This window comes from Aeromonas sp. 2MA4 (assembly GCF_029237305.1).
Classification (GTDB): domain Bacteria; phylum Pseudomonadota; class Gammaproteobacteria; order Enterobacterales; family Aeromonadaceae; genus Aeromonas; species Aeromonas salmonicida.
In genome coordinates, this window is record NZ_JAACFY010000013.1 from 47748 (window position 1) to 68221 (window position 20474).

The window sequence follows — 20474 nt, forward strand, 5'->3', positions numbered from 1 at the left end:
ATCGCTGGTGCGCCGAGCATTTACTGCCTAAAGGGTACAGGAACGCACTATGTTGATAGATTTTTCCAAGATGCATGGGCTGGGCAACGACTTCATGGTGGTGGATGGTGTCACCCAGAAGGTGTTTTTCAGCAATGACGTCATCAAGAAGCTGGCGGATCGCCACTTCGGGATCGGTTTTGACCAGCTGTTGCTGGTGGAGCCGCCCTATGACCCTGAACTCGACTTCCACTATCGCATCTTCAATGCCGATGGCAGCGAGGTGGAGCAGTGCGGCAATGGTGCCCGCTGTTTCGCCCGTTTCGTGCGCCTCAAGGGGCTGATCAACCGGGATCGCATCGCGGTCAGCACGGCCCGTGGCCGCATTAGCCTGCAGCTGGAAGGGGAGAATCAGGTCACGGTCAACATGGGGGTTCCCCAGTTTGAGCCGGGCAAGATCCCGTTTCGGGCTCAGAAGGCGGAAAAAACCTATCTGTTGCGGGCACAAGAGCATACTGTGATGTGTGGTGTGGTCTCGATGGGGAACCCCCACTGCGTCATTGAAGTTCCGTCGGTGGCCGATGCGCCTGTGGAGACTCTGGGTGCCATCATGGAGCGGCACGAGCGTTTCCCTGAACGGGTCAACGTCGGCTTCATGGAGATGGTCAACGCCACCGAGATCCGCTTGCGGGTATTCGAGCGCGGTGTGGGTGAGACCCTGGCCTGCGGTACTGGAGCCTGTGCGGCGGCGGTGATTGGCATCAGTCAGGGCAAGCTCAAGGAGCGGGTCACCGTCAGTCTGCCGGGTGGCAAGCTGACCATCGCCTGGAAGGGGCCGGGTCAGCCGGTCTATATGACGGGCCCGGCCGAGCATGTATTCGACGGCCAGATAGAGTTATAGGCATGACGAGGGCGCAAGCCCTCTCTGCTGCGCGATAATGTCAGGGCCCAGTGCCCTTTTTCTGTAATGGACCAACCAATTTATGAGCGAACTCAAGCGGCAGGAGCCACTGGTGGATGAAGCCACAGTGCTGGAGTACCTGGCCCGTTATCCCGAGTTTTTCCAGCGCCACGCGGCCATGCTGGACCGGATCCGCATTCCCCATGAACGCAAAGGCTCGGTCTCTCTGGTTGAACGCCAGATGGACAGGCAGCGGGAGCGCATCGAGCAGCTGGAGCAGGAGATCACCGAGTTGATGGGGATTGCCAGCGAGAACGAGCGGATCTTCCGGGTCTATGCCGACCTCTACGGCGAGCTCTATGGTTGCCAGTCTCTGTTCGAGGTGAGCGCCGTGATGGGCAAGGCGTTCGTGCAGCGGCTGCGGCTGACCGGCCTGCGGCTCTGGCTCAGCCCGAAAAAATTCCAGTTGAACGGTCCCCAGCTGCGCTTCATGGCGGACGGCAAGCAACTCGAGCAACTGCTGGGTCAACGGCTGCCGGGGCAGGATTACTATTTTGGCCGCCTCAACCAGAGTGAGAAACAGGCCTTGTTTGGCCACGATGTGCTGGTCAACTCCGTGGCCCTGATGCGGCTCGGCGATCTCGGCGTGCTGGCCTTTGCCAGTTCCGATCCCAGCCACTTCAGCCCCCATAACGATACCCTGCTGCTGGGTCAGCTGGGTCGCTTGTTGCAGTTGCGTCTGCCTGAACTGACCCATGGCTAGGGAACCGGCCAAAGCGTCTGCCCCTGCCACCGAGCCTCTGCCAGCCTCTCTGGCCGATGAGCTGGCGGCCTTTATCGAATACCTGAGGGTCGAGCGCCAGCTCAGCCCTCACACTCGCAGCAACTATGAATCCCATCTGCAGGCCATGGCCGCCGAGCTGGTCAGGCTGGGTGTAAGCGACTGGGCCCGGCTCGAGGCGAGCCAGGTGCGCAGTCTGGTGACCCGGATGCACAAGGCCGGGCTCGCTCCCCGCTCCCTTTCTACCAAGATCTCCGCCTTGCGCAGTTTCTGCGACTGGCAGGTGCGCCAGGGACGGCTCACCGCCAACCCGGCCCGCGGCATAGTGACCCCCAAGCAGGGGCGACCGCTGCCGAAAAATCTGGATGTGGACGAGATGTACCAGTTGCTCAACATCACAGACGAGCAGGATCCCCTGGCGGTACGGGATCGGGCCATCATGGAGCTGATGTACTCTTCCGGCCTGCGGCTGGCCGAGCTGGTGGGGCTCAATCTGGGTGACATCAAGCTCGATGACCGTCAGCTCAAGGTGACCGGCAAGGGCTCGCGGGAGCGGGTGCTGCCCATGGGAAGAATGGCGGTGGAGTGGCTGCACAAGTGGCTCAAGGTACGCCCTCTGCTGGCGGGGGACGAGGCTGACGCCTTGTTCGTCTCCAAGCGCAAACAGCGGCTGTCGGCCCGTTCCGTACAGGAGCGGCTCGATGGTTGGGGCAACAAGCAGGCGCTCAATGCCCACGTCCATCCCCACAAGCTGCGCCACAGCTTCGCTACTCACATGCTGGAGTCCTCCGGCGATCTGCGTGCCGTGCAGGAGCTGCTGGGTCATGCGGATCTCTCCACTACCCAGATCTATACCCATCTCGATTTTCAGCATCTGGCCAAGGTCTATGACAATGCCCACCCAAGAGCAAAGCGGGATCCTGCCACGCCGGAAGATGAGTGACCTTGACCTCTGTGAAGGAGTGTCTGGGGTTATCTGAGCATCCAAACCGCCAGGGTACCCAGATATGCCGGAAGATGAACAAGGGGACCTGATTATATCGCCGTGAAGGAGCATGAATGCATTTTTATCGCCGTTGGCAGCCGGTTGCTGCCATCTCGTTCGACCTCGATGACACCCTCTACAACAACGGCCCGGCCATTGAACGGGCCGAGCAGTGGATGCTTGAGCATCTGCGCAGCGAATACCTGGCGACCGCCATGCTGGACAAGCCGCGCTGGCTGGAGCTCAAACGCACCGTGCTGATCGCCCAGCCCGAACTGCGCCAGGATGTCAGTCTGGCGTGCCAGCGCACCATTCATGAGGCCATGTTGCAGGGAGGCATGGCGGCAGCCATCGCCAGTCGCGAGGCGGAGCAGGTGTTCGCCAGCTTTCTCGTCGAACGCTCAAAGATTGAGGTGAGTGACGCGACCCATGACTTGCTGGCACGACTCGCCGATCGCTATCCGCTGGTGGTGATCACCAATGGCAATCTGGACCTGGCCCAGGCCGGGCTGAATGATTACTTCACCCTGGTCTGCAAGGCGGGGGCGGGTGCCAGGATGAAACCGGCGCCGGACATGTTTGTCCAGGCGCAGGCCGCCCTCAAGCTGGTACCAGACCGGATACTGCACGTGGGGGATCATCCAGTGACGGATGTGCTGGGCGCCCGCCTGCACGGCTTTCGCGCCGCCTGGCTCAATGACCGCCAGCGCTCCTGGCGGCAGTTGCCATTGTTGCCGGATGTGGAACTGAACGGACTGGGAGAGTTGGCAGACCTGCTGCTCTGAACGTTTTTGCCGGCTGCTGTTTGCGGCCCTTATTGACGGCAAATCAGTCCGAGCAGCTGGTCATGGTCGGTCTGGTTGACGCGGCAGTAGTTGATGCCCGGGGGGAGCGCCTGCTGCAAGGTGATGGCTGTGCCCCCATAGTGGCAGACCAGATAAAATAGTCGCGGATTGCGGCTGTCCAGACTCCAGTAGTGAGTCTCGTCGTTGTCACCATTGTCCGGTTTGAGCTGGGCAAGCTCGCCCGGATCACCATCGAACAGGGCCAGGTTATCCAGCCTGTGGCTCAGGGTCTGGCCCGCTTCTCCCTGGTTGTTCCGGGCCACGGCTTGCCAGCCCCGAGGCTGGCTCAACAGCTGCTGGCGGGTGTCTATGGCTGGCGGGCAGTCAAATTGCAAACTGGCGCTCAAAGCCAGTGCGGTCAGTAACATTGTGTGGGGTCTCCCGGCATCATGTGGTGCCCCATGCTACGTCATCCTCCACTGAACAGCTTCATCAGTTTATTGAGCAGATCACGCTGTTGCGGCGGCTGCTTCATGGACTCCGCCTCCCTTGCCAACAGTGTCTGCTGCTCCTGCTCGCGACTGCTCAGCACCCGATATAGCGGCTCGACCAGAGACTCCCTGTGCATCACCAGCTCCTGGAACATGGCCTGATTGATGCGGTAGGTTTCAACGGTGCCGAGTGCCCGCACCGTGAATGGACTGGGGTCGCCGGTGAGCAGGCTCAGCTCGCCGAAGAAGTCGCCGGTGTTGAGGGTGCCGAGCGGCAATTCACGCCCCTCCACCTTGACCAGCATTTCAGCTTCTCCTTTGACCAGCACGAACAGCCAGCTGGAAACCTCCCCCTGCTCCAGCATGATGTCGCCACTGACGAAGGGGGCGAATTTGACCTGATCGGCGAGCTGGATCAGCTCATCCTCCTGCAACATGGCAAACAGCGGCAACTTGCGCAGGGTGGCGGTGCGCTCGACGGTGTGGCGCTTGTGGCGGGCATCCTGATGCTGTTTCTCCTTGGCCATGAAGACATTGAAAATGGGGGGGGTGAGACGCCGGTCGTTACGGCGCAGGGCGGCATCGATCAGGCTGCGCACCATGGAATCGGTCGGGTCGTCCCGCGCCAGGTCGGTCAGCCAGTAGCGAACGGCATAACGGGCAATTCCCCCTTCCACATTCATCAACAGACAGTCGGGTTGAGGATATTTGGCCACACAGGGCAGATTGGTTTCCCGCAAGGACTTCTCGATCAGGGCGATGATCTGGGTCGGCAATGTATCCAGGGTCAGATCGAACCAGACCCAGCGCCGCCATTGGAGGGGGGCATTTTGTCGCCGTCCCAGCACGGTGAAACGCTGCTTGAGCAAGTGGCTGTTGGGGATCACCACGGTTTCCCAGTTGCGGGTCTCCATGGTGGTGGCGCGCCAGTTGATCTCCACCACCCGGCCCTGGATGGCTTCCACCTGCAACCAGTCACCGATGGCGATGGAGTTGTCCAGCTGGATGGAGACTCCAGCCAGCAGGTTGCCCAGTGTGTCCTGCATGGAGAAGGCGATGATGGCGGTGATGACGGCCGAGGTGGTGACTATTTCGCCAAGGGCCATGCCGGAAGCGTATAGCCTGAACAGGCACCAGCTGATGTAGCCGATGGTGATGACGATGTCCGCTATGATGCGCGGTATGCGGATCTGGCACAGGGGCAGCAGAAACTGGAACAGCAGTATGCCCCAGATCTTCACCAGCACCAGACCGGCCAGCAGACTGGAGATCTCCACCAGCCAGCGGTGAGGAAGAGGCAGGCGGAACCAGCCTCCCTCGAACTGGATCAGCAGGATCACGACCATGCTCATCATGACGAAGCCGAGCTCGGAAATCAGCTCGCGCCGCCGCCCCGGGCTGCGCAAAAAATGGGTGATGAGCAAGAACAGGGTAAGCAGGGTCCAGAACGGGTGTTCGCCAATCCATTGCAAGGTAGGTAGGGCAACGAAATTATCGCTAAACATAACAGCCCCTTATCGTTGGATATTTCCAGCATAGCTGGTTAGACAAGGGTAAAGGGTGCGCTGGCGACACGATTTATTTATGCTGTTGTCAGTCTCGACAGGAGAGTGTGACTTGGTGCAATTAACAAAGAAAATCATCTGCTTGGTGGCATTGTTGCCACTGGCTGGATGCGATCTGTTCACTGACAGATACAGGGTCGAGTTCAGGGATGGATCCTGGCGCGAGATTGCCATTACCCCTTTCTCCGACGAGGCCCGCTGGCTTGAGGGGTGTGCCACCGGCGAGGTGCTGACCGACATGACGCTGCCACTGAAGCGGGGCAAGGTGGTGGATGGTCGTGAACAGATGCTCATTGGTGGCGAGCTGTTCGAGCTCGACGATGACAATCTTTATCGCAGCAACGGCATGGTGTTTGGCCACACGCCGGATCATATCCAGCGTGGGCTCAAGGGCATGGATGTGTGCAGCACTATGCGTCCCGAGCGCGGTGGCTTGCCCAAGCTCAAGCCGCGTGGGTTCGGTGACTAGCTGTCGGGAGTGGCATCACGGCGTTGGCGGCAGGCGTCACCAAAGGCCTGGAAGATCTTGATGGAGTGGGGATTTTCGGTCGCCTTCCACTCAGGATGCCACTGTACCGCCAGCAGGAAGGGGGAGAGGGTGGGGGCATGAATGGCCTCGACCAGCTCGTCTTCGGCATGGGCCAGCGGCTCAAGCCCCTTTGCCAGCGTCTTGATCCCCTGTCCATGCAGCGAGTTGACGGGGATAGCAGGTTGCCCCATCAGATCTGCAAACCAGCTGCCGGGCACCAGTTTAATCTGGTGACTCTCCCCGTACTGTTCATCGACCGGATCGTCTGAATCTTCCCTGTGGTCGTCAAAGCCGGGTTCGCTGTAGACCTTCTGGTGTATGTCGCCCCCGAGGGCCACGTTGATCTCCTGCATGCCGCGACAGATCCCGAGGATTGGCAGACCGCGATCGAGAGCGGCACGTACCAGCGGAATGTCGAACAGATCCCTGTCTCTGTCCTGCTGCTTCTCCGGGGTAAGGTTCTCCTGGCCATAGAGGGCAGGATCTATATTGGATCCGGCGCCGCTCAGATAGACGCCATCGGCCAGATCCAGATACTGCGCCAGGTCTTCTGTTCCGCAGCAGGTGGGGACCAATAGTGGCACGCAGCCACTGATGTCCACCAGGGGCGTGATGTATTTGTGGGTCATTACCTGATAGGCATGACCGTTGCGGGGTTGGGCGCCCATTGTCATCAGTACGACGGGTTTACGCGGGGTGTGGGGGATGCGAGTCATGATTCACCTTGGCTATCCTTTGCGGTCCTGCGCCTTGGGAAGGCCCTTGCTGCCAGCGAGAAGGCAAGGGCATGCCTCAAGACATGGTCGTGGGATCAGGGTCGTGCCGCAGTACCAGAATCGTCGGTCAGCCTGGGCAATGACGGCCTGGATCCTGATCTCAGTCTGCCAAGGCCGTTCAATATGTCAAACGAAATGATACTGAAATGTTAATCGCCATGAGCGACACACAGGCTTGAGTCCCTTTTATAGGGGCCTTGACGGGATGCAGTGGGTATGGAAGGGACACTCGTGGTGGATATATTAAACATTTGATCAGGTTGGCCGGATAGCAGAAGGGGCCCTGGTGGAGGCCCCTTGTTTGGCTCAGGCGTTCAGGATGAACCGCTCGATCACCTGGGCGACACCATCCTCGTCGTTGCAGCCCGTGATGTGTTGGGCCAGCGCCTTGATTTCATCGGTGGCGTTGCCCATGGCCACCCCCAGTCCTGCGTATTCAATCATGTGATGATCGTTGCCTGCATCCCCCACTGTGATGACCTGGGAGGCGTCAAGGCCCAGATGTTCGGCCAGTGCGGCGACTCCTGTGCCCTTGTTGCTCTGCTTGTTCATGAATTCGAGGAAGAAGGGGGCGCTCTGCACCACAGTGTAGCGCTCGTACAGTTCGGCTGGCAGGCGTTCGATGGCGCGGGAGAGCCGGGGTGGCTCGTCGATCATCATCACCTTCATGATCTGTTCGTCGGCCGCCAGAGTGGCAAAATCGATCAGATTGATGGGCATGCCGATGAGGCGGGATTCGTGCTCTGTATAGGTGCTGACTCTGGGACTGATGAGGCCCTGACTGACCGAGAAGCCGTGTACGTTCACCTCCAGCTCGTCGGCCAGTCTGGCGATGGCGCTGGCGTCGCTTCCGGTCAGCAGCTGGCTGCGGATGATGCGCTGGTCGGCAACCTGCTGCACCAGAGCGCCGTTGTAACAGATGACGTAGTCATCCTGACCCGTGAGGCCGAGCTCTACCAGATAGCGGCTCATCCCTTCCAGGGGGCGGCCCGAGGCAAGCACCACTGTCACTCCCTTGGCGCGGGCGGCGGCAATGGCGGCGTGGGTGCGGGGTGAAATCTGGCCCTGGGGGTTCAGCAGGGTGCCATCCATATCCAATGCGATCAGCTTGTACATCTCTCACTACCTGAAGTCTGGCTGGCCCGCCCTATGGGGCCAATGGGAGGCCGAGTGTAGCGAAAATCGCCGTCTGGATCACGGATTGACGGGATGGATTCCGAGTATTGGGCGCCTGCTCGCAAGGTGGAAGGGCAATGAGGAGAGGGCCGGTTGTCTCCGGCCAGGGTCATTTTTGCGGTACGTAAGGGGTCAGTTGCACCTGATCTTCGCGAATGGCAAAGTGGATGGGGCCATGCTCGATATCGACCCGACAGTGATAGTGGGCCATTTCCACCTCGACCCCGGAGAAGACCCGTTGGGTGGCGATGATATCCATCTCCGCCATCAGCTTTTGCAGCTCCTCCTGGGCTGCCTCCAGCTGCTCATCCAGCAGCTTGCTCTCCTCGAGATGCTTGGTACGGATCAGCTTTATCTTCTGCAGGGTCTCGGGGTTGCGTTTGTCGGTGGGCAACTGCAGCAACTTGAGCAGCAGATCCTGCAGCTTGTCCAACTGATCCCGGCACTCCTGCTTGCGCTGGCGCAGGGCCAGCTCCTGCTCCTTGTGGGTGAAGTAGCCGCCAAGGATCTGCAACTTGGTGTGGTTGGCCGCTGAGGCGCCCAGAATGGGGGCCATGATGAGGCGATTGGCAATGCTGGTGCCGCCGAGCAGATGCCCTTTGCGCATATTGGTGTCGCCCACTTTGATGTCTTGCCCGCTGCAACTGTAACAATGGTTGAGCTGGCTCTGGATCTGGATGTCGCCCCCTGCTTCCAGCTTGGCGTACTGGGCATAACTGGCGTGGATCTCGCCCTGGGCACTGAGGCGGCACAGGTATTCCCCCTGCTCGTTGCGCCGACCTATGATGCCATGGCGTACCGTTATGCTGCCGCCGGCTTCGATCTCGGCCCCTTCGATAAAACCACCGATGACGATGTCGCCACTGACCTTGACCTTCATGCCGGGCTGGACGTCGGCATTGACGATGAGCCCCCCTTCAAAGGTGATATGGCCGTGGCGAGCATCCACCTGCTTGACGCTCAAGACCTCATCTACCTTCATGCCCGCTTTTTCCTTGCAGGGGAGGCCGGCCCGGCTGGCAAGCAGCAAATCCGGATCGTCAGGGGAGAGACAAGTGCCATCGCCTGCGCTCATGGCGCTGTCTTTGCCATCTTTGGCGGGCAGATCCTGGCCCGTGACGGTAAAACCGGGTACCCCCTTGGTCGCAGGGTGGCGCCGCATCAACTGGGCACCGGCTTTGACCGTGACTATGGTGCCCAGATCCCGCATGTCGACCCGGCCATTATCTTGTTCCTGGGGCTTGAGTATCCGCTCGGCGGGTGTCTCCACCAGCAGCTCCAGATGGGTGTCCTTGCCATTGACCGCTGCCTGGCCCAGCGCCACCGGCAACTTGAGCAAGGAGCCCGGTGCCGCCTCCCTGGCGGTCTGTATGGCTGCGGCAATGAGCGCATCCTGAATTCCCTGGTTGGCCTCGCTGGCCTGGATTGCCAGCTCCAGCTGTTCTGTGGTGAGACACTTGCCACCCCAATCGGCGGTTATCTGGGCGATGGCGCTCATCCGGTCCTTCTCGACGATCAGCGTGACACGGGCATCGTGGCGCTGGGCAATGGGGACTGGGTTGCGGGGCAGCGGGGCGGCCGGGTTGCTCAACAGGGTATTGAGCAAGCTGATGGCCTGCTTGATCCCCTCCGGCAGCGGCTGGTAGCGGCGACAGTTGGAGGCCTGCAACAACGCCAGGATGTTGCTCTCCGAAACGGGTTTGGTCAGCCCGGGCACGATGCGCAGACAGGCGTATTCCATATCGGCTGATAACAGTAACCACTCTTTGCTTAACACCCGGATCCCTTACTCTCGCCATGATCTCCAGTGAGATCGCTACTTGCTTCCATTTAATCGGCTTTTTATTAAAAACGCGAGTCATCAACATCACGCCGGTCTGCAGTATTCGGGTATTTCTCTTTTTGGGTCAACGCGCTAAGTACAAATGGGTGAGCTGGGGCGAGGAAATCAGGGATGACAGCGGGTATGCTGACCACTCAAGGAACCGGCTTGTCAGTGAGAGACGTGCCGGCCCAGCGTCCCGGAATGCTTTGTATCGGGACGAGATTGAAGGTCACGAGAGGAGTGTCGATCTTGCGTCATTGTCTGTTGCCTTTAGGCCTGTTTAGCCTGCTGACTGCCTGCCAGCCACAGGTTTCTACCACGGCGCTCGGTACGCTGGAGCGGGATCGGGTGCTGCTGACCGCCACCGCCAGCGAGATTATCCGGGCCTTGCCGGTGGCCCAGGGGAGCATGGTGGAGGAGGGGACCCTGCTGGCAAGGCTGGACGATCGCCGCCAGCAGGCGGTGCTGGCCCGTGCCCGTGCCGGGGAGGCGCAAGCTTGCGCGGCCCTCGCCCGCATGACCAATGGCGAGCGACCGGAGGACATTGCCGCCGCCCGTGCCAATCTCGACAAGGCCGAGGCCAATGTCAGGGAGAGCGAGCGCAACTTCGTGCGCATCGACCGACTGGTGCGTCAGAAGCTGGTCAGCCCGGCGGATCTCGACAAGGCCCGCGCCCTGCGCGACGGCGCGCTGGCAGAGCAGGATGGGGCCCGCCAACAGCTCGACAAGTTGGCCCGTGGTGTGCGCAGCGAAGACATTGACGAGGCCGATGCTGCCTTGCAGGCAGCCAGTGCCGAGGTAGCGTTGGCCGAACGGGAGCTGGCGGATCTCTCCATCACTGCCACTCGCAGTGGCCGGCTCGACAGCCTGCCCTATCATATCGGCGAAAGGGTGTCGGTCGGTGCCGTGCTGGCCGCCATTCAGGCGGATCAGGCGCCCTACGCCCGGGTCTATGTGCCTGAGCCCTCCCTCGCCAGTTACCACATCGGCCAGCCGGTGCGGGTGGTGGTGGATGGGGTGGCCGAGCCGCTCACCGGCCGGTTGCGCTGGATCTCGAAAGAACCGGCTTTCACTCCCTACTACGCCCTCAACGAACAGGACAGGGCCCGACTCGTCTATCTGGCCGAGATAGACCTGCCCGACGGGGCGCAGGATCTGCCGAGCGGCTTGCCGCTGCAGGCCGATCCTGGCGATGAGAGGTCCGCTCATGAGTGAGCTGGCGATCCGTGCCAAGGGGGTCAGCCGGCGCTTTGGCGATTTTCTGGCGGTGAACGGACTGGATCTCTGCGTGCCCAGAGGGCAGATCCACGGTTTTCTCGGCCCCAACGGCTGCGGCAAATCCACCACACTGCGCATGTTGACCGGCCTGCTCACGCCCTCGGCGGGAGAAGTGGAGGTGTTGGGTCTGAGCATTCCGAAACAGGCTGAAGCGCTCAGGCGCCGGATCGGTTACATGACCCAGAAGTTCTCCCTCTATGACGAGCTGACGACCTGGGAAAATCTGGAGTTTATGGGGCGTATTCACGGCATGGCTGGCCAGTCGCTGACGGCGCGCCTGCACGCGTTGCTGGAAACCTATGAACTGACGTCGCTGACGCGACAGCGGGCCGGTGCCATGAGCGGCGGCCAGAAGCAGCGGCTGGCGCTGGCGGCGGCAGTGATCCACCATCCGGACCTGTTGCTGCTCGACGAACCCACCTCGGCGGTGGATCCGCAGAACCGGCGCGATTTCTGGGAGAAACTGTTCGATCTCAGCGAAGGGGGCACCACCATACTGGTGACCACCCACTACATGGACGAGGCGGAGCGCTGCCATGCGCTGGCCATCATGGAGGCGGGACAGGTGCGGGCCCAGGGGTCGCCACAGGCGCTGATGGATGCCATGAGCACCCGGGTGGTGGAAGTGCAGACCAGGGACTTGCGGTTGCTCAAGCAGCAGTTGCTGCAGCTGACACAGGTGCGATCCGCCGCCCAGCTTGGCCAGCGGTTGCGGGTGCTGGTGGACAAGGAGCTGGCTGAACCGGTTGCCTGGTTGCAGCAGGCCTGCCCAGCGTTGGCCGGTGCCGCCATGGCGCTGGTCAGGCCCAGTCTGGAGGATGTGTTTGTCAGCTGTACCGGTCAGGAGCCAGGGGCATGAACAGTCTGCGACGGCTCTGGGCCATTACCCAGAAAGAGCTCAGGCAGCTGGCGCGGGACAGACTGACGTTTGGCATGGTGGTGATGATACCCCTGATCCAGCTGCTGCTGTTCGGCTACGCCATCAACACGGATGTGCGCCACATACCGGTGGGGCTGGTGGAGATGAGCCAGAGCGTGCCGGGACGGCTGCTGGTGGAGGCGGTGAAGGCGAGTCAGGTGGTGCGCATAGAACGTCATTACGTGGGGATACAGGAAGCCGAAGCCGCCCTGACCCGGGGCGAGGTGCGGGCCGTGCTGGTGCTGCCCCCTGACTTGAGCCGCCGCCTCAGCGCCGGTGAGACGGCAGGGCAGTGGCTGGTGGATGGCTCGGATACCATGATAGCCGGGGCCCTGCTCGGCCTTCGCAACATGCCGCTCTCGGATCTGAAACCGGGCCTTGAATCTGCACCACCCACTTTCGAGACTGTGCTCTACTTCAATCCGGCTAGGCGATCTGCGGTCAACATAGTGCCCGGCCTGCTCGGGGTGATCCTCACCATGACCATGATCATGTTCACTTCGGCGGCCATAGTGCGCGAACGGGAGCGCGGCAATCTGGAACTGCTCATTACGACCCCAGTCAGCTCAATGGAGCTGATGCTTGGCAAGATACTGCCCTATATCGGGGTGGGGCTGGTCCAGGTGGCCATCATACTCGGGCTCGGCCACTTCATCTTTGACGTACCGATCAACGGGGCACTCAGTCAGGTGCTGCTGGCGACCCTGTTGTTTATCGCCGCCAGCCTGACCCTGGGGCTGCTCATCTCCACTCTGGCACAGACCCAGTTGCAGGCGATGCAGATGACGGTGTTCATACTGCTGCCATCCATATTGCTGTCGGGCTTCATGTTTCCCTATGAGGGGATGCCGGTGGCGGCCCAGTGGATTGCAGAGGTGCTGCCTGCCACCCACTTCATGAGGCTGATCAGGGGCATAGTGCTGCGGGGCGGGGAGCTGTCGGAGTTGCTGCCGGATGTGCTCTGGCTGGCGGGGTTCACCCTGCTGGTGCTGACCCTGGCCGCCCACAGGTTCAAGAAGAGTCTGGATTGAAGCGTACGCCGATGCCAGATTGCGCGGGTAGCTGCGTTTGATGCCTAGCTGCTGCGCTGCGTCGTTCTGGCCAGGGTGAGGTAGTCGCCAAGCACAGGCAAGCCTTGCAGGTGGCGGCGCAGCATGTCGAGGGCGGCGAAGGCGAGGATCTTGCGTCGGCTCTCGGGGTCCGGATGGTTGACCCTCACCGTCTGGCCGGTCTGCTGCCCATGGGTGCAGAGCAGCAGCGGCACGCCGTCAGCCCCCTCTTGTCCTATGGTCAGATGCAAGCCTACTGTGGTGCCGGGCAGCAATGCCAGATCGCTGGCAAGATGGGGGCTGTAGTGAGCCTCCAGCCGTGGATGGTCGTGGCAGAGCGCAAGCAGGGCACCCCGGCTCTCCCCCTCCAGCAGCGTCAGCGGTTTGTCTCCCAGCAGGGCCAGGATCTGCTGCGTGGGTTCGTCATTCCCGCGTCCCACCAGCCAGGGCTGGATGGCTGCGAGCAGCCGCGCCTCGGCGGCCTCCATGTCTGCCCTGGTCGCTCCGTGGCCGATAAGCTTCAGCTCGATGAGCGGCATGGCGGAGCGGTAGCCCAGCTCTATGCCTGCCGGCCAGGGCGCCGCATCCAGCATGTCCGAGAGGGCCGATTCCGAGATGCCGAAGCTGTAGAAACGGCGCAGCTCGGTATCGGTCTGCGCGCCAGCCAGCTGTTTGAGGCGCGGCAAGATCTGCTCGCGTACCATCTGCTTGAACTCGAACGGTACGCCCGGGGTGAAGAAGAGCTGACACGGGCCATGGCCGTTCATCTGACTGACCACGAAACCGCAGGCGGTGCCGACCGGGTTGTCCAGGATCTCGCACCCCTGTGGCAGCCAGGCCTGCTTGGCGTTGCTTTGCGCCATGGGGCGGCCCCGACTGGCGTAGCGCGCCTCTATGGTGGCCAGCCACTCAGGGAACAGGGTCAGGGGTTGTCCGAACGCTTCGGCTGCCGCCTGCGCAGTGAGGTCATCGGCGGTGGGGCCCAGACCGCCGCATACCAGCACCACGTCGGCGCGGCTGGCACTCTCCTGCAGCACGGTTTTCAGGTCGGCGAGGTTGTCCCCCACTGTGGCGCGGCGGCGCACCTGCCAGCCCTGATCCAGCAGCAGGGCGCTGAGCCAGGCGGCATTGGTATCCACCACCAGCCCAGTCACTATCTCGTCTCCGGTACTGATGATCTCGATACGCATGGGGGCTCCTTGGGCTGGGGAAGTGAACTGGGACCGCCATGATCCATGGCCGGGGCAATCAGGGTTTGGCTTGTTCGAAGTAGTAGCTGATCCGGGTGCGTGGATTGAGGTATTCAAACACGGCTGGCGGCAGTCGCTTGGGGTGGATTACCTTGGCGATGGACAGCTCGGCCTGCTGCAAATCTATGATGACAGCCTCCTGGCGAGGGATGCGCGGATCGTACACCAGTACCGAAGGGTAGAGCAGGCGGGAGGCATTGACCGACATTACCAGCCCCACCTGACCGTTGGAGAGCTGCACCACGCTGCCTGGCGGGTATATGCCCATCAGCCGGATCAGCATGCTGAGGTATTCAGGGTTGAACTGGGCCTTGCGCTGCTTGTAGAGGCCGCTCAGGGCCGAGTAGGGCACCTTGGCCTGCAGGTGGCAGAGGTTGTCGTACTCGTTGATCAGCGACACCATCTGGGTGAGCGGGTCGAGTTGCCCACCCTTGAGCCCCTCGGGCCCGCTGCCATCCAGATATTCGTGGTGATGCAGCACTATGCCTTTCGCCTCGGCGGGGAAATCCTTGGCCAGATTGAGCAGATCCAGGCCGTAGCGTGAATGCTGGGCCATCAGGTTCTGCTCCGGCTTGGTGAGTGGTTCTGTCTTGCGCAGTATCTGGCTCGGGATCTTCAGCTTGCCGATGTCGTGGAACAGGGCGCCCATGCCGACCTGACGGATCTGGTCGGCCGACATGTTGCACTCCTTGGCCAGCAGCATGCTGAGCACGCTGACGTTGAGGGAGTGGAAGTAGAGGTTGTTGCTATCTTCGCTGTCGGAGACCAGGTGCAGCACCATCTCATCCACCGCCAGCAGTTGCTCCGTCATGGCGTTGATCAGCTCCTGGGCCTCGCCGATGGCGTTGAGGGGACGGGACTGGATCTTGCTCATGACGCTGCGTACTTGCGCCAGGGATTGCTGGAACTGCTTCTCGCACTGCTGCAAATCACGACGATACTGTTGCAACTGCTCGATGCGCTGCTCTTTATCCCGCTGCATCTCGGCTTGGCGCAGCGAGGTGTCCGGCACCTCGGCAGGCTGTGCCTGGATCTGGCTCAGTGGCTTGGGCGGCGCATCGCTCTTGTCCGGAATGATGGTGACCATCTTGAGCCCGAGCCGACGGATCAACTCTATCTCTTCTTCATTCTTGAGCTTGAAGCTGGAAAACAGGAAGGGGTGTTCGCGCCAACCCAGTGGCAGAGAGACGAAATTGCCGACTTGCAGTCGGTCTACGGAAATTTTGATACCTGTCATTGTCTTGGCTGCGAGAGACACACTGAGCCGTATGCTAGTCAAAGGTGGGGGTGAATACAAAAGGTATCTGATGACAGGTTGGGTGGCTTTGTTATAGGCTTCTGGATGTCCAGACATATTTACCGATGCAGTACAGGGAGTAAGCATGCCGATCAAGATCCCGGATCAGTTACCTGCCGCCGAAGTGCTGGGGCAGGAGAACATCTTCGTGATGACGGAATCCAGGGCCGTCACCCAGAACATCCGCCCATTGCGGGTGTTGATCCTCAACCTGATGCCCAAGAAGATTGAAACCGAGATCCAGCTGATGCGGATGCTCTCCAACTCGCCGCTGCAGGTGGACGTGGATTTGCTGCGGATCGACGATCGGGAGTCAAAGAACACGCCTCAGGCCCATCTCGAGAACTTCTATCACGATTTCGAGCAGGTTCGTGGCAACAACTATGACGGCATGATCATCACGGGGGCACCGCTCGGGCTGGTTGAGTTCGAGGAGGTGGTCTATTGGCCACGCATCGTCGAGATCATAGAGTGGTCCCATCAACACGTAACCTCGACCCTGTTCCTCTGCTGGGCCGTACAGGCGGCGCTCAAGGCCCTGTATGGCATGGAGAAGCAGACCCATGGCGAGAAGCTCTCCGGTGTCTATCGCCACCATCGCCTCGATGAGAACGAGCCGCTGCTGCGTGGTTTCGACGACGAGTTCGTGGCGCCCCACTCTCGCTATGCGGCCTTCGACGGGGATCTCATCCGTGCCCACACCGACCTGCAGATCTTTGCCGAGTCCGAGGAGGCGGGGGTCTACCTGGCGGCCACCAAGGATTGTCGTCAGGTATTTGTCACCGGCCACCCTGAATACGATGTGCTGACCCTGGATGGAGAGTATCAGCGGGATCTGGCGGCCGGGCTCGACCCCGTCATTCCGGTCAACTACTACCCGAACAATGATCCGGCCCAGCCGCCGCGCGCCAGCTGGCGCAGCCACGGCCATCTGTTGTTTTCCAACTGGCTCAACTACTACGTCTACCAGCTCACCAGCTATCGGGTGGAAGATATCGGCAAGGTGTTTACCTACCAGCAACCCAAGTAGGGCCAGCGGTCAGGGTCAGTCGGCCTGATCCAGCCGCGTGGCCAGGGCATCCAGCCATTGGCGATGCGCCGGCAGGGTGAAGGCCTTGGGCCTGTGGGCCTTGATGGCGGCCATGGCCTCCTGTTGTGGCTGGCCGAGGGAGATCAGCAGGGCAGCCGCGACCAGACCGGTGCGGCCGCTGCCCCCCTGACAGTGGATGACCAGATGCTTGCCATCGTGCAGCAGCGCGCTCAGTTGTGGCAATGCCAGCTGCCAGGCGTGTTCGAAGTCGGCATCGGGGGCCTGATCGTCTTCGATGGGCAGGTGGAACCAGCGCATGCCTTCCTGCTCGACCTGACGACCGAGGTGCGCCAGATCCAGCTCTGCCAGCTCGGTGGCGGTCATGAGCGTCACTACCCCGTGGGCACCGGCAAACCTCAGCTGATCCAGTGCCAGTGGCAGCGGTACCTGCTGGGTGCCGGGGCAGGGGGTCAGCAGTAACTGGCCATCGACGCGGGGCACTTCCTGGCTCCAGAAGGGATGAGACGAGTACATAAAGGTCCTTATGAGGCCTGCAAGGGGGAGGGGGCCTGACATGGCCCCGGATCCTGAGTGCGCCAAAGCATAGGGGGTGCAGCCTCTATGTCAATCTGCGTTGTGTTCGGCCCGGTTTACGGGCAGAGTCTAAAAAATTGATCGGTTCAAGGAGTTAAGATGAGAAACCTGGATCAACTGGATTTGGATATCCTGGCCCATCTGTTTCGCGATGCGGGCATGACCAACAAGGATCTGGCTGCCCTGGTCGGGGTGGCTCCGTCCACCTGCCTGGAGCGGGTGCGCAAGCTGCAGCAGGACGGGGTGCTCAAGGGGGCACATTGCGAAGTGGATCATCAGGCGCTGGGTGGCCATATCCAGGCCATGGTTTCGCTGCAACTGGCGCGACACAGCCGCCAGATCATCGATGCCTTCCGCGATGCCATACTGGCGTTGCCCGAGGTGATCAGCCTGTTTCACATGGGTGGCAAGGATGATTTTCTGGTGCACCTCTGCGTCGCCGATACCGAGCACCTGCGCAACTTCGTGTTCGATCACTTCACTTCACGGGAAGAGGTAGTGCACCTCGAAACCTCGCTGGTGTTCGAGCACAGATTCAGCCGTTCCTTGCCCTGTTTCCTCAATATCTGATGGCGTGTCTCGCCCAATATAAAACCCGCCAACTGGCGGGTTTTATATTGTTGCGTTGGCGGGGTCAGTTCAGCACTGTCCGGGTATCCTGCGCCGTCTGGTAGAGCCCTTTCTGGTAGGCCAGACTCCCCCAAAGCGCCAGCCCGAGGGCGGCATCCTTCATGGCATCCGGTTGCGGTGCCGGGGTAAGCGTCTCGGTGGCGCTCTCGTAGATAAAGCCTTGCGCCGGACGCTCCGGTTGCAGGATCACCACATCCTTGCCCCGCATCAGGGCGAAGTTTTTGTCGTACTGCATGATGGCGCGCCCCGGCCAGTCGGCTGGCATGCGGGTCAGATCCTTGCCCAGCATGGGATAGTCGGCGCTTATCCCCATCAGGGAGAGCAGCGTCGGTGCCATGTCGATCTGGCTGACGATGCGCGGGTCCTGCTTCGGGGCTATGCCGTCACCGACGATGACGCCGGGAATGTGGAAGCGGGGGATGGGGACCAGACTGTCACCACCAACTCGACTGTCGTGGTCGGCGATGACCAGAAACAGGGTGTCTTTCCAGTAGTCGGACTGCTTCGCCTTCTTGAAGAACTCGCCGATGGCGTAGTCCGCGTACTTGGCGGCGTTGTTGCGGGTCTGCTTGGGCTGCTCAAAGAGCGCGATGCGATCGTCAGGGAATTCAAAGGGATCGTGGTTGCTGGAGCTGAACACCAGGCTGAAGAAGGGCTTGCCCTCCTTGTGCAGCGCCTTGAAGGTCTCGTCTGCCTTGGTCATCAGGTCCTCGTCGGAGGCGCCCCATGACCCCTCGAATACCGGGTTCTTGAAGTCTTTCTGCTCGACTATGGTGGTGAAGCCGTTGCCGAGGAAGAAGCTGCGCATGTTGTCGAAATGGCTCTCGCCACCATAGATGAAGCTGGTGTCGTAGCCGCGCTGCTTGAGCAGATCCGCGATGGTAAAGAAGTTGGTCTGGCTCTTGCCTAGCTTGACCACGGCCTGGGCCGGGGTCGGCGTGAAACCGGTCAGCACAGCTTCTATGCCGCGCACCGAACGGGTACCAGTGGCGTAGAGCTGCTCGAATGCCCAACCCTGTTGCGAGAGCGCATCCAGATTGGGGGTGAGCGGCAGGCCGCCGAGGGAGCCGACGAACTGGGCTCCCAGGCTCTCTTGCAACAGGATCACCAGATTCTTGGGTTTGCCGCTATAGCTGGCTTCGTTGAAGGTCTGGCTGGGCAGGGCCGTCGAGCTGAAGTCATGGAGCTCGCGGCCGCTCTCCTGGCGAATGAGGTCGAGGATCTGTTGCCGAGGCAACTGGCCATAGAATTGGCTGGCATCCTCTTCGCCCCCCATCTGCTTGATGGCGAAAAACACCGAGTAGGCGGAGTTGACGGTGAGGGCATTGATCAGAGGGTCGCTGGCAAAGGCGACCATGGCCGGATTCAGAGGGCGATGACCGAGACTGGAGCGGGCGCCGAGGAAGCCGATAGCGAGAATGAGCAGGGCGAAGGCCGGGCGCAGATACCAGCGGGGGAAGCTCAGTCCGCGCAGCAGACGACCGCTCAGCCACCAACCTCCTCCCAGAGTCAGCAGGCTGAACAGCACTGCGATCAGCAGTTCACCCTTGCGGCCGGCCCATAGCATGGAGAGCACTTCTTTCGGATAGATGAGGTACTCCACATAGAGGCGGTTGGGCCGCACGCCGTACTCGGTCACGAAAGAGGGAGTGGAGATCTCGAGGAAGAGCATCAGCCAGAGTCCCAGCGTCAGCCAGACCCTGATGAGCTGCAACCAGGCCCGGCCAATGGCGTGGGGCCCGGCCAGCAGCATGGTCAGCATGGCGGGGACACCCCATATCCAGCAGAGGGTCGCGATATCGACCCGCAGCCCTTGCAGCAGCATCTCTGGCCAACCTGCGACGGCATCGACCCGTTCCAGTTGCCACACGCCGAGGCCGACTCGGCTGGCGGAGAGAGAGACAAGCGCGATAAATGAAAAAACGGCGATGGGCCAAAACGGTCCCAGCCATTGTTTGATAGTGGTCATTGTTGTTCCTACAAGCCTGTTTGCACCCGTCCTCGGGCACATTGTTTTTATATTGCAGGGTTATGACCTTGTGCTCGGGGAAAGGTTGCATCAGGTGCTGGTAAAAGAGATGTTCTGGCACGATTTATGCGTTTTATGTGACAAGACGCAGGGATTGAAGACAGCATAAATGGCTGGAAAAAGTGTGATCCGTCCTGCAAAGCGGCGCTGGGGGCTTGTTTATAATGGCGCCGAATTTTCTCAATCGGAGCCGAAGGGATGCCGGTCTTTATCGATGTGGAATATTTGCAGGGATGGCGGCTGTTTGTGGTGCTCTCCGACGGCACCACGGGAGCGCTGGATCTGGCCCCCTGGCGTGCACAGCCCCTGTTTGCGGCGCTGGATTCGGAGCGGCGCTGTGCCAGAGTCTTCATCAACCGCCGTCATCAGCTGGAGTGGCCTGCTGGCTGCACCCTCTCGGCCCACGAGGTGTATCACCTGATCAAACCCATCAATGAGCGGGAAGCCTTCAACTAACCCTCTTTTTTGTGAGCCATCCCCAGATTCCTGTAACTGGAATGTTTGTCCGTTTGCCTTCTCTATCCAATTTGGGTAAAACCTGCGCAACATTTTGCCAACCCTCTCTTGCCGTCGCCTGACAAGGCTTGCCACATCTTGGTCGCAGG

The 20474-nt window shown here is 60.9% G+C and carries 20 protein-coding genes; 11 read left to right on the plus strand and 9 right to left on the minus strand.

What is annotated here, in order from left to right; translation table 11 throughout:
• The first annotated feature begins 49 nt into the window (after positions 1-49).
• From dapF to GWQ31_RS14010, 4 genes are all read left to right on the plus strand, one after another.
• Positions 50-880, plus strand: coding sequence for a diaminopimelate epimerase (gene dapF, locus GWQ31_RS13995; RefSeq protein ID WP_011899114.1), 831 nt, complete (start codon positions 50-52; stop codon positions 878-880).
• 82 nt (positions 881-962) lie between these two features.
• Positions 963-1643: a DUF484 family protein gene (locus GWQ31_RS14000; RefSeq protein ID WP_275909622.1), complete on the plus strand. Its 681-nt coding sequence runs from the start codon at positions 963-965 to the stop codon at positions 1641-1643.
• Positions 1636-2604, plus strand: a complete 969-nt coding sequence (gene xerC, locus GWQ31_RS14005) for a tyrosine recombinase XerC (protein ID WP_265451545.1) — start codon at positions 1636-1638, stop codon at positions 2602-2604. Before GWQ31_RS14000 ends, xerC begins: the two co-directional genes overlap by 8 nt.
• 116 nt (positions 2605-2720) lie before the next feature.
• On the plus strand, positions 2721-3431 hold the full coding sequence (locus GWQ31_RS14010; RefSeq protein ID WP_275909623.1) for an HAD-IA family hydrolase: 711 nt from the start codon (positions 2721-2723) through the stop codon (positions 3429-3431).
• A 29-nt stretch (positions 3432-3460) separates the two neighbouring features.
• On the opposite strand, the gene GWQ31_RS14015 is transcribed toward GWQ31_RS14010, so the two are convergent.
• Both GWQ31_RS14015 and GWQ31_RS14020 read right to left on the minus strand, forming a co-directional pair.
• Complete coding sequence (locus GWQ31_RS14015; protein WP_275909624.1) at positions 3461-3859, minus strand: STY0301 family protein; 399 nt, start codon at positions 3857-3859, stop codon at positions 3461-3463.
• Positions 3860-3900: 41 nt separating this feature from the next.
• Complete coding sequence (locus tag GWQ31_RS14020) at positions 3901-5427, minus strand: mechanosensitive ion channel family protein (protein ID WP_275909625.1); 1527 nt, start codon at positions 5425-5427, stop codon at positions 3901-3903.
• Between the two features lie 115 nt (positions 5428-5542).
• Between GWQ31_RS14020 and GWQ31_RS14025 the strand changes: the two genes are divergently transcribed.
• Entirely contained in the window at positions 5543-5956 is a 414-nt protein-coding gene (locus GWQ31_RS14025; protein ID WP_192873393.1) for a hypothetical protein, read from the plus strand.
• On the opposite strand, the gene GWQ31_RS14030 is transcribed toward GWQ31_RS14025, so the two are convergent.
• The 3 genes from GWQ31_RS14030 to GWQ31_RS14040 all read right to left on the minus strand — a co-directional run bounded on the left by GWQ31_RS14030 (position 5953) and on the right by GWQ31_RS14040 (position 9745).
• On the minus strand, positions 5953-6732 hold the full coding sequence (locus tag GWQ31_RS14030) for a gamma-glutamyl-gamma-aminobutyrate hydrolase family protein (RefSeq protein WP_219598288.1): 780 nt from the start codon (positions 6730-6732) through the stop codon (positions 5953-5955). The genes GWQ31_RS14025 and GWQ31_RS14030 overlap by 4 nt on opposite strands.
• A gap of 366 nt (positions 6733-7098) precedes the next feature.
• Positions 7099-7908: a sugar-phosphatase gene (gene yidA / locus GWQ31_RS14035; RefSeq protein ID WP_275909626.1), complete on the minus strand. Its 810-nt coding sequence runs from the start codon at positions 7906-7908 to the stop codon at positions 7099-7101.
• A gap of 169 nt (positions 7909-8077) precedes the next feature.
• On the minus strand, positions 8078-9745 hold the full coding sequence (locus tag GWQ31_RS14040; protein ID WP_338144690.1) for a FapA family protein: 1668 nt from the start codon (positions 9743-9745) through the stop codon (positions 8078-8080).
• A 288-nt stretch (positions 9746-10033) separates the two neighbouring features.
• Between GWQ31_RS14040 and GWQ31_RS14045 the strand changes: the two genes are divergently transcribed.
• The 3 genes from GWQ31_RS14045 to GWQ31_RS14055 are packed head-to-tail and all read left to right on the plus strand — an operon-like array spanning position 10034 to position 13021.
• Positions 10034-11008, plus strand: a complete 975-nt coding sequence (locus GWQ31_RS14045; RefSeq protein ID WP_275909627.1) for an HlyD family efflux transporter periplasmic adaptor subunit — start codon at positions 10034-10036, stop codon at positions 11006-11008.
• On the plus strand, positions 11001-11930 hold the full coding sequence (locus tag GWQ31_RS14050; RefSeq protein ID WP_021138954.1) for an ABC transporter ATP-binding protein: 930 nt from the start codon (positions 11001-11003) through the stop codon (positions 11928-11930). The genes GWQ31_RS14045 and GWQ31_RS14050 overlap by 8 nt, the downstream gene beginning before the upstream one ends.
• Positions 11927-13021 (plus strand): ABC transporter permease, encoded by a 1095-nt coding sequence (locus GWQ31_RS14055; protein WP_099991514.1) that lies wholly within the window; start codon positions 11927-11929, stop codon positions 13019-13021. Before GWQ31_RS14050 ends, GWQ31_RS14055 begins: the two co-directional genes overlap by 4 nt.
• Before the next feature lie 44 nt (positions 13022-13065).
• On the opposite strand, the gene GWQ31_RS14060 is transcribed toward GWQ31_RS14055, so the two are convergent.
• On the minus strand, positions 13066-14229 hold the full coding sequence (locus tag GWQ31_RS14060; protein WP_275909628.1) for a CinA family nicotinamide mononucleotide deamidase-related protein: 1164 nt from the start codon (positions 14227-14229) through the stop codon (positions 13066-13068).
• Positions 14230-14287: 58 nt separating this feature from the next.
• Complete coding sequence (locus tag GWQ31_RS14065) at positions 14288-15526, minus strand: DUF3391 domain-containing protein (RefSeq protein ID WP_021138957.1); 1239 nt, start codon at positions 15524-15526, stop codon at positions 14288-14290.
• Positions 15527-15671: 145 nt separating this feature from the next.
• Between GWQ31_RS14065 and metA the strand changes: the two genes are divergently transcribed.
• Positions 15672-16616, plus strand: coding sequence for a homoserine O-succinyltransferase (metA, locus tag GWQ31_RS14070; RefSeq protein ID WP_021138958.1), 945 nt, complete (start codon positions 15672-15674; stop codon positions 16614-16616).
• A 15-nt stretch (positions 16617-16631) separates the two neighbouring features.
• On the opposite strand, the gene GWQ31_RS14075 is transcribed toward metA, so the two are convergent.
• Complete coding sequence (locus GWQ31_RS14075; RefSeq protein WP_275909629.1) at positions 16632-17150, minus strand: cyclin-dependent kinase inhibitor 3 family protein; 519 nt, start codon at positions 17148-17150, stop codon at positions 16632-16634.
• A 159-nt stretch (positions 17151-17309) separates the two neighbouring features.
• Here GWQ31_RS14075 and GWQ31_RS14080 point away from each other — a divergent pair, with 159 nt between their 5' ends.
• On the plus strand, positions 17310-17780 hold the full coding sequence (locus GWQ31_RS14080; RefSeq protein ID WP_021138960.1) for an Lrp/AsnC family transcriptional regulator: 471 nt from the start codon (positions 17310-17312) through the stop codon (positions 17778-17780).
• A gap of 64 nt (positions 17781-17844) precedes the next feature.
• On the opposite strand, the gene GWQ31_RS14085 is transcribed toward GWQ31_RS14080, so the two are convergent.
• Positions 17845-19809 carry an LTA synthase family protein gene (locus GWQ31_RS14085; protein ID WP_275909630.1) on the minus strand — a complete coding sequence of 655 codons (1965 nt, stop codon included), beginning with the start codon at positions 19807-19809 and terminating at the stop codon, positions 17845-17847.
• Positions 19810-20067: 258 nt separating this feature from the next.
• Here GWQ31_RS14085 and GWQ31_RS14090 point away from each other — a divergent pair, with 258 nt between their 5' ends.
• A complete protein-coding gene (locus GWQ31_RS14090; RefSeq protein WP_005316103.1) occupies positions 20068-20325 on the plus strand; it encodes a DUF2442 domain-containing protein in 258 nt (85 codons plus the stop codon).
• The last annotated feature ends 149 nt before the right edge of the window (positions 20326-20474 follow it).

Coding starts and splice junctions, on each gene's coding strand:
- GWQ31_RS14090 (WP_005316103.1), top strand. CDS start 20,068: ATGCCGGTCTTTATCGATGTGGAATATTTGCAGGGATGGCGGCTGTTT.
- GWQ31_RS14065 (WP_021138957.1), bottom strand. CDS start 15,526: ATGACAGGTATCAAAATTTCCGTAGACCGACTGCAAGTCGGCAATTTC.
- metA (WP_021138958.1), top strand. CDS start 15,672: ATGCCGATCAAGATCCCGGATCAGTTACCTGCCGCCGAAGTGCTGGGG.
- GWQ31_RS14050 (WP_021138954.1), top strand. CDS start 11,001: ATGAGTGAGCTGGCGATCCGTGCCAAGGGGGTCAGCCGGCGCTTTGGC.
- GWQ31_RS14020 (WP_275909625.1), bottom strand. CDS start 5,427: ATGTTTAGCGATAATTTCGTTGCCCTACCTACCTTGCAATGGATTGGC.
- GWQ31_RS14010 (WP_275909623.1), top strand. CDS start 2,721: ATGCATTTTTATCGCCGTTGGCAGCCGGTTGCTGCCATCTCGTTCGAC.
- xerC (WP_265451545.1), top strand. CDS start 1,636: ATGGCTAGGGAACCGGCCAAAGCGTCTGCCCCTGCCACCGAGCCTCTG.
- GWQ31_RS14060 (WP_275909628.1), bottom strand. CDS start 14,229: ATGCGTATCGAGATCATCAGTACCGGAGACGAGATAGTGACTGGGCTG.
- GWQ31_RS14055 (WP_099991514.1), top strand. CDS start 11,927: ATGAACAGTCTGCGACGGCTCTGGGCCATTACCCAGAAAGAGCTCAGG.
- GWQ31_RS14075 (WP_275909629.1), bottom strand. CDS start 17,150: ATGTACTCGTCTCATCCCTTCTGGAGCCAGGAAGTGCCCCGCGTCGAT.
- GWQ31_RS14085 (WP_275909630.1), bottom strand. CDS start 19,809: ATGACCACTATCAAACAATGGCTGGGACCGTTTTGGCCCATCGCCGTT.
- GWQ31_RS14080 (WP_021138960.1), top strand. CDS start 17,310: ATGAGAAACCTGGATCAACTGGATTTGGATATCCTGGCCCATCTGTTT.
- dapF (WP_011899114.1), top strand. CDS start 50: ATGTTGATAGATTTTTCCAAGATGCATGGGCTGGGCAACGACTTCATG.
- GWQ31_RS14000 (WP_275909622.1), top strand. CDS start 963: ATGAGCGAACTCAAGCGGCAGGAGCCACTGGTGGATGAAGCCACAGTG.
- yidA (WP_275909626.1), bottom strand. CDS start 7,908: ATGTACAAGCTGATCGCATTGGATATGGATGGCACCCTGCTGAACCCC.
- GWQ31_RS14015 (WP_275909624.1), bottom strand. CDS start 3,859: ATGTTACTGACCGCACTGGCTTTGAGCGCCAGTTTGCAATTTGACTGC.
- GWQ31_RS14030 (WP_219598288.1), bottom strand. CDS start 6,732: ATGACTCGCATCCCCCACACCCCGCGTAAACCCGTCGTACTGATGACA.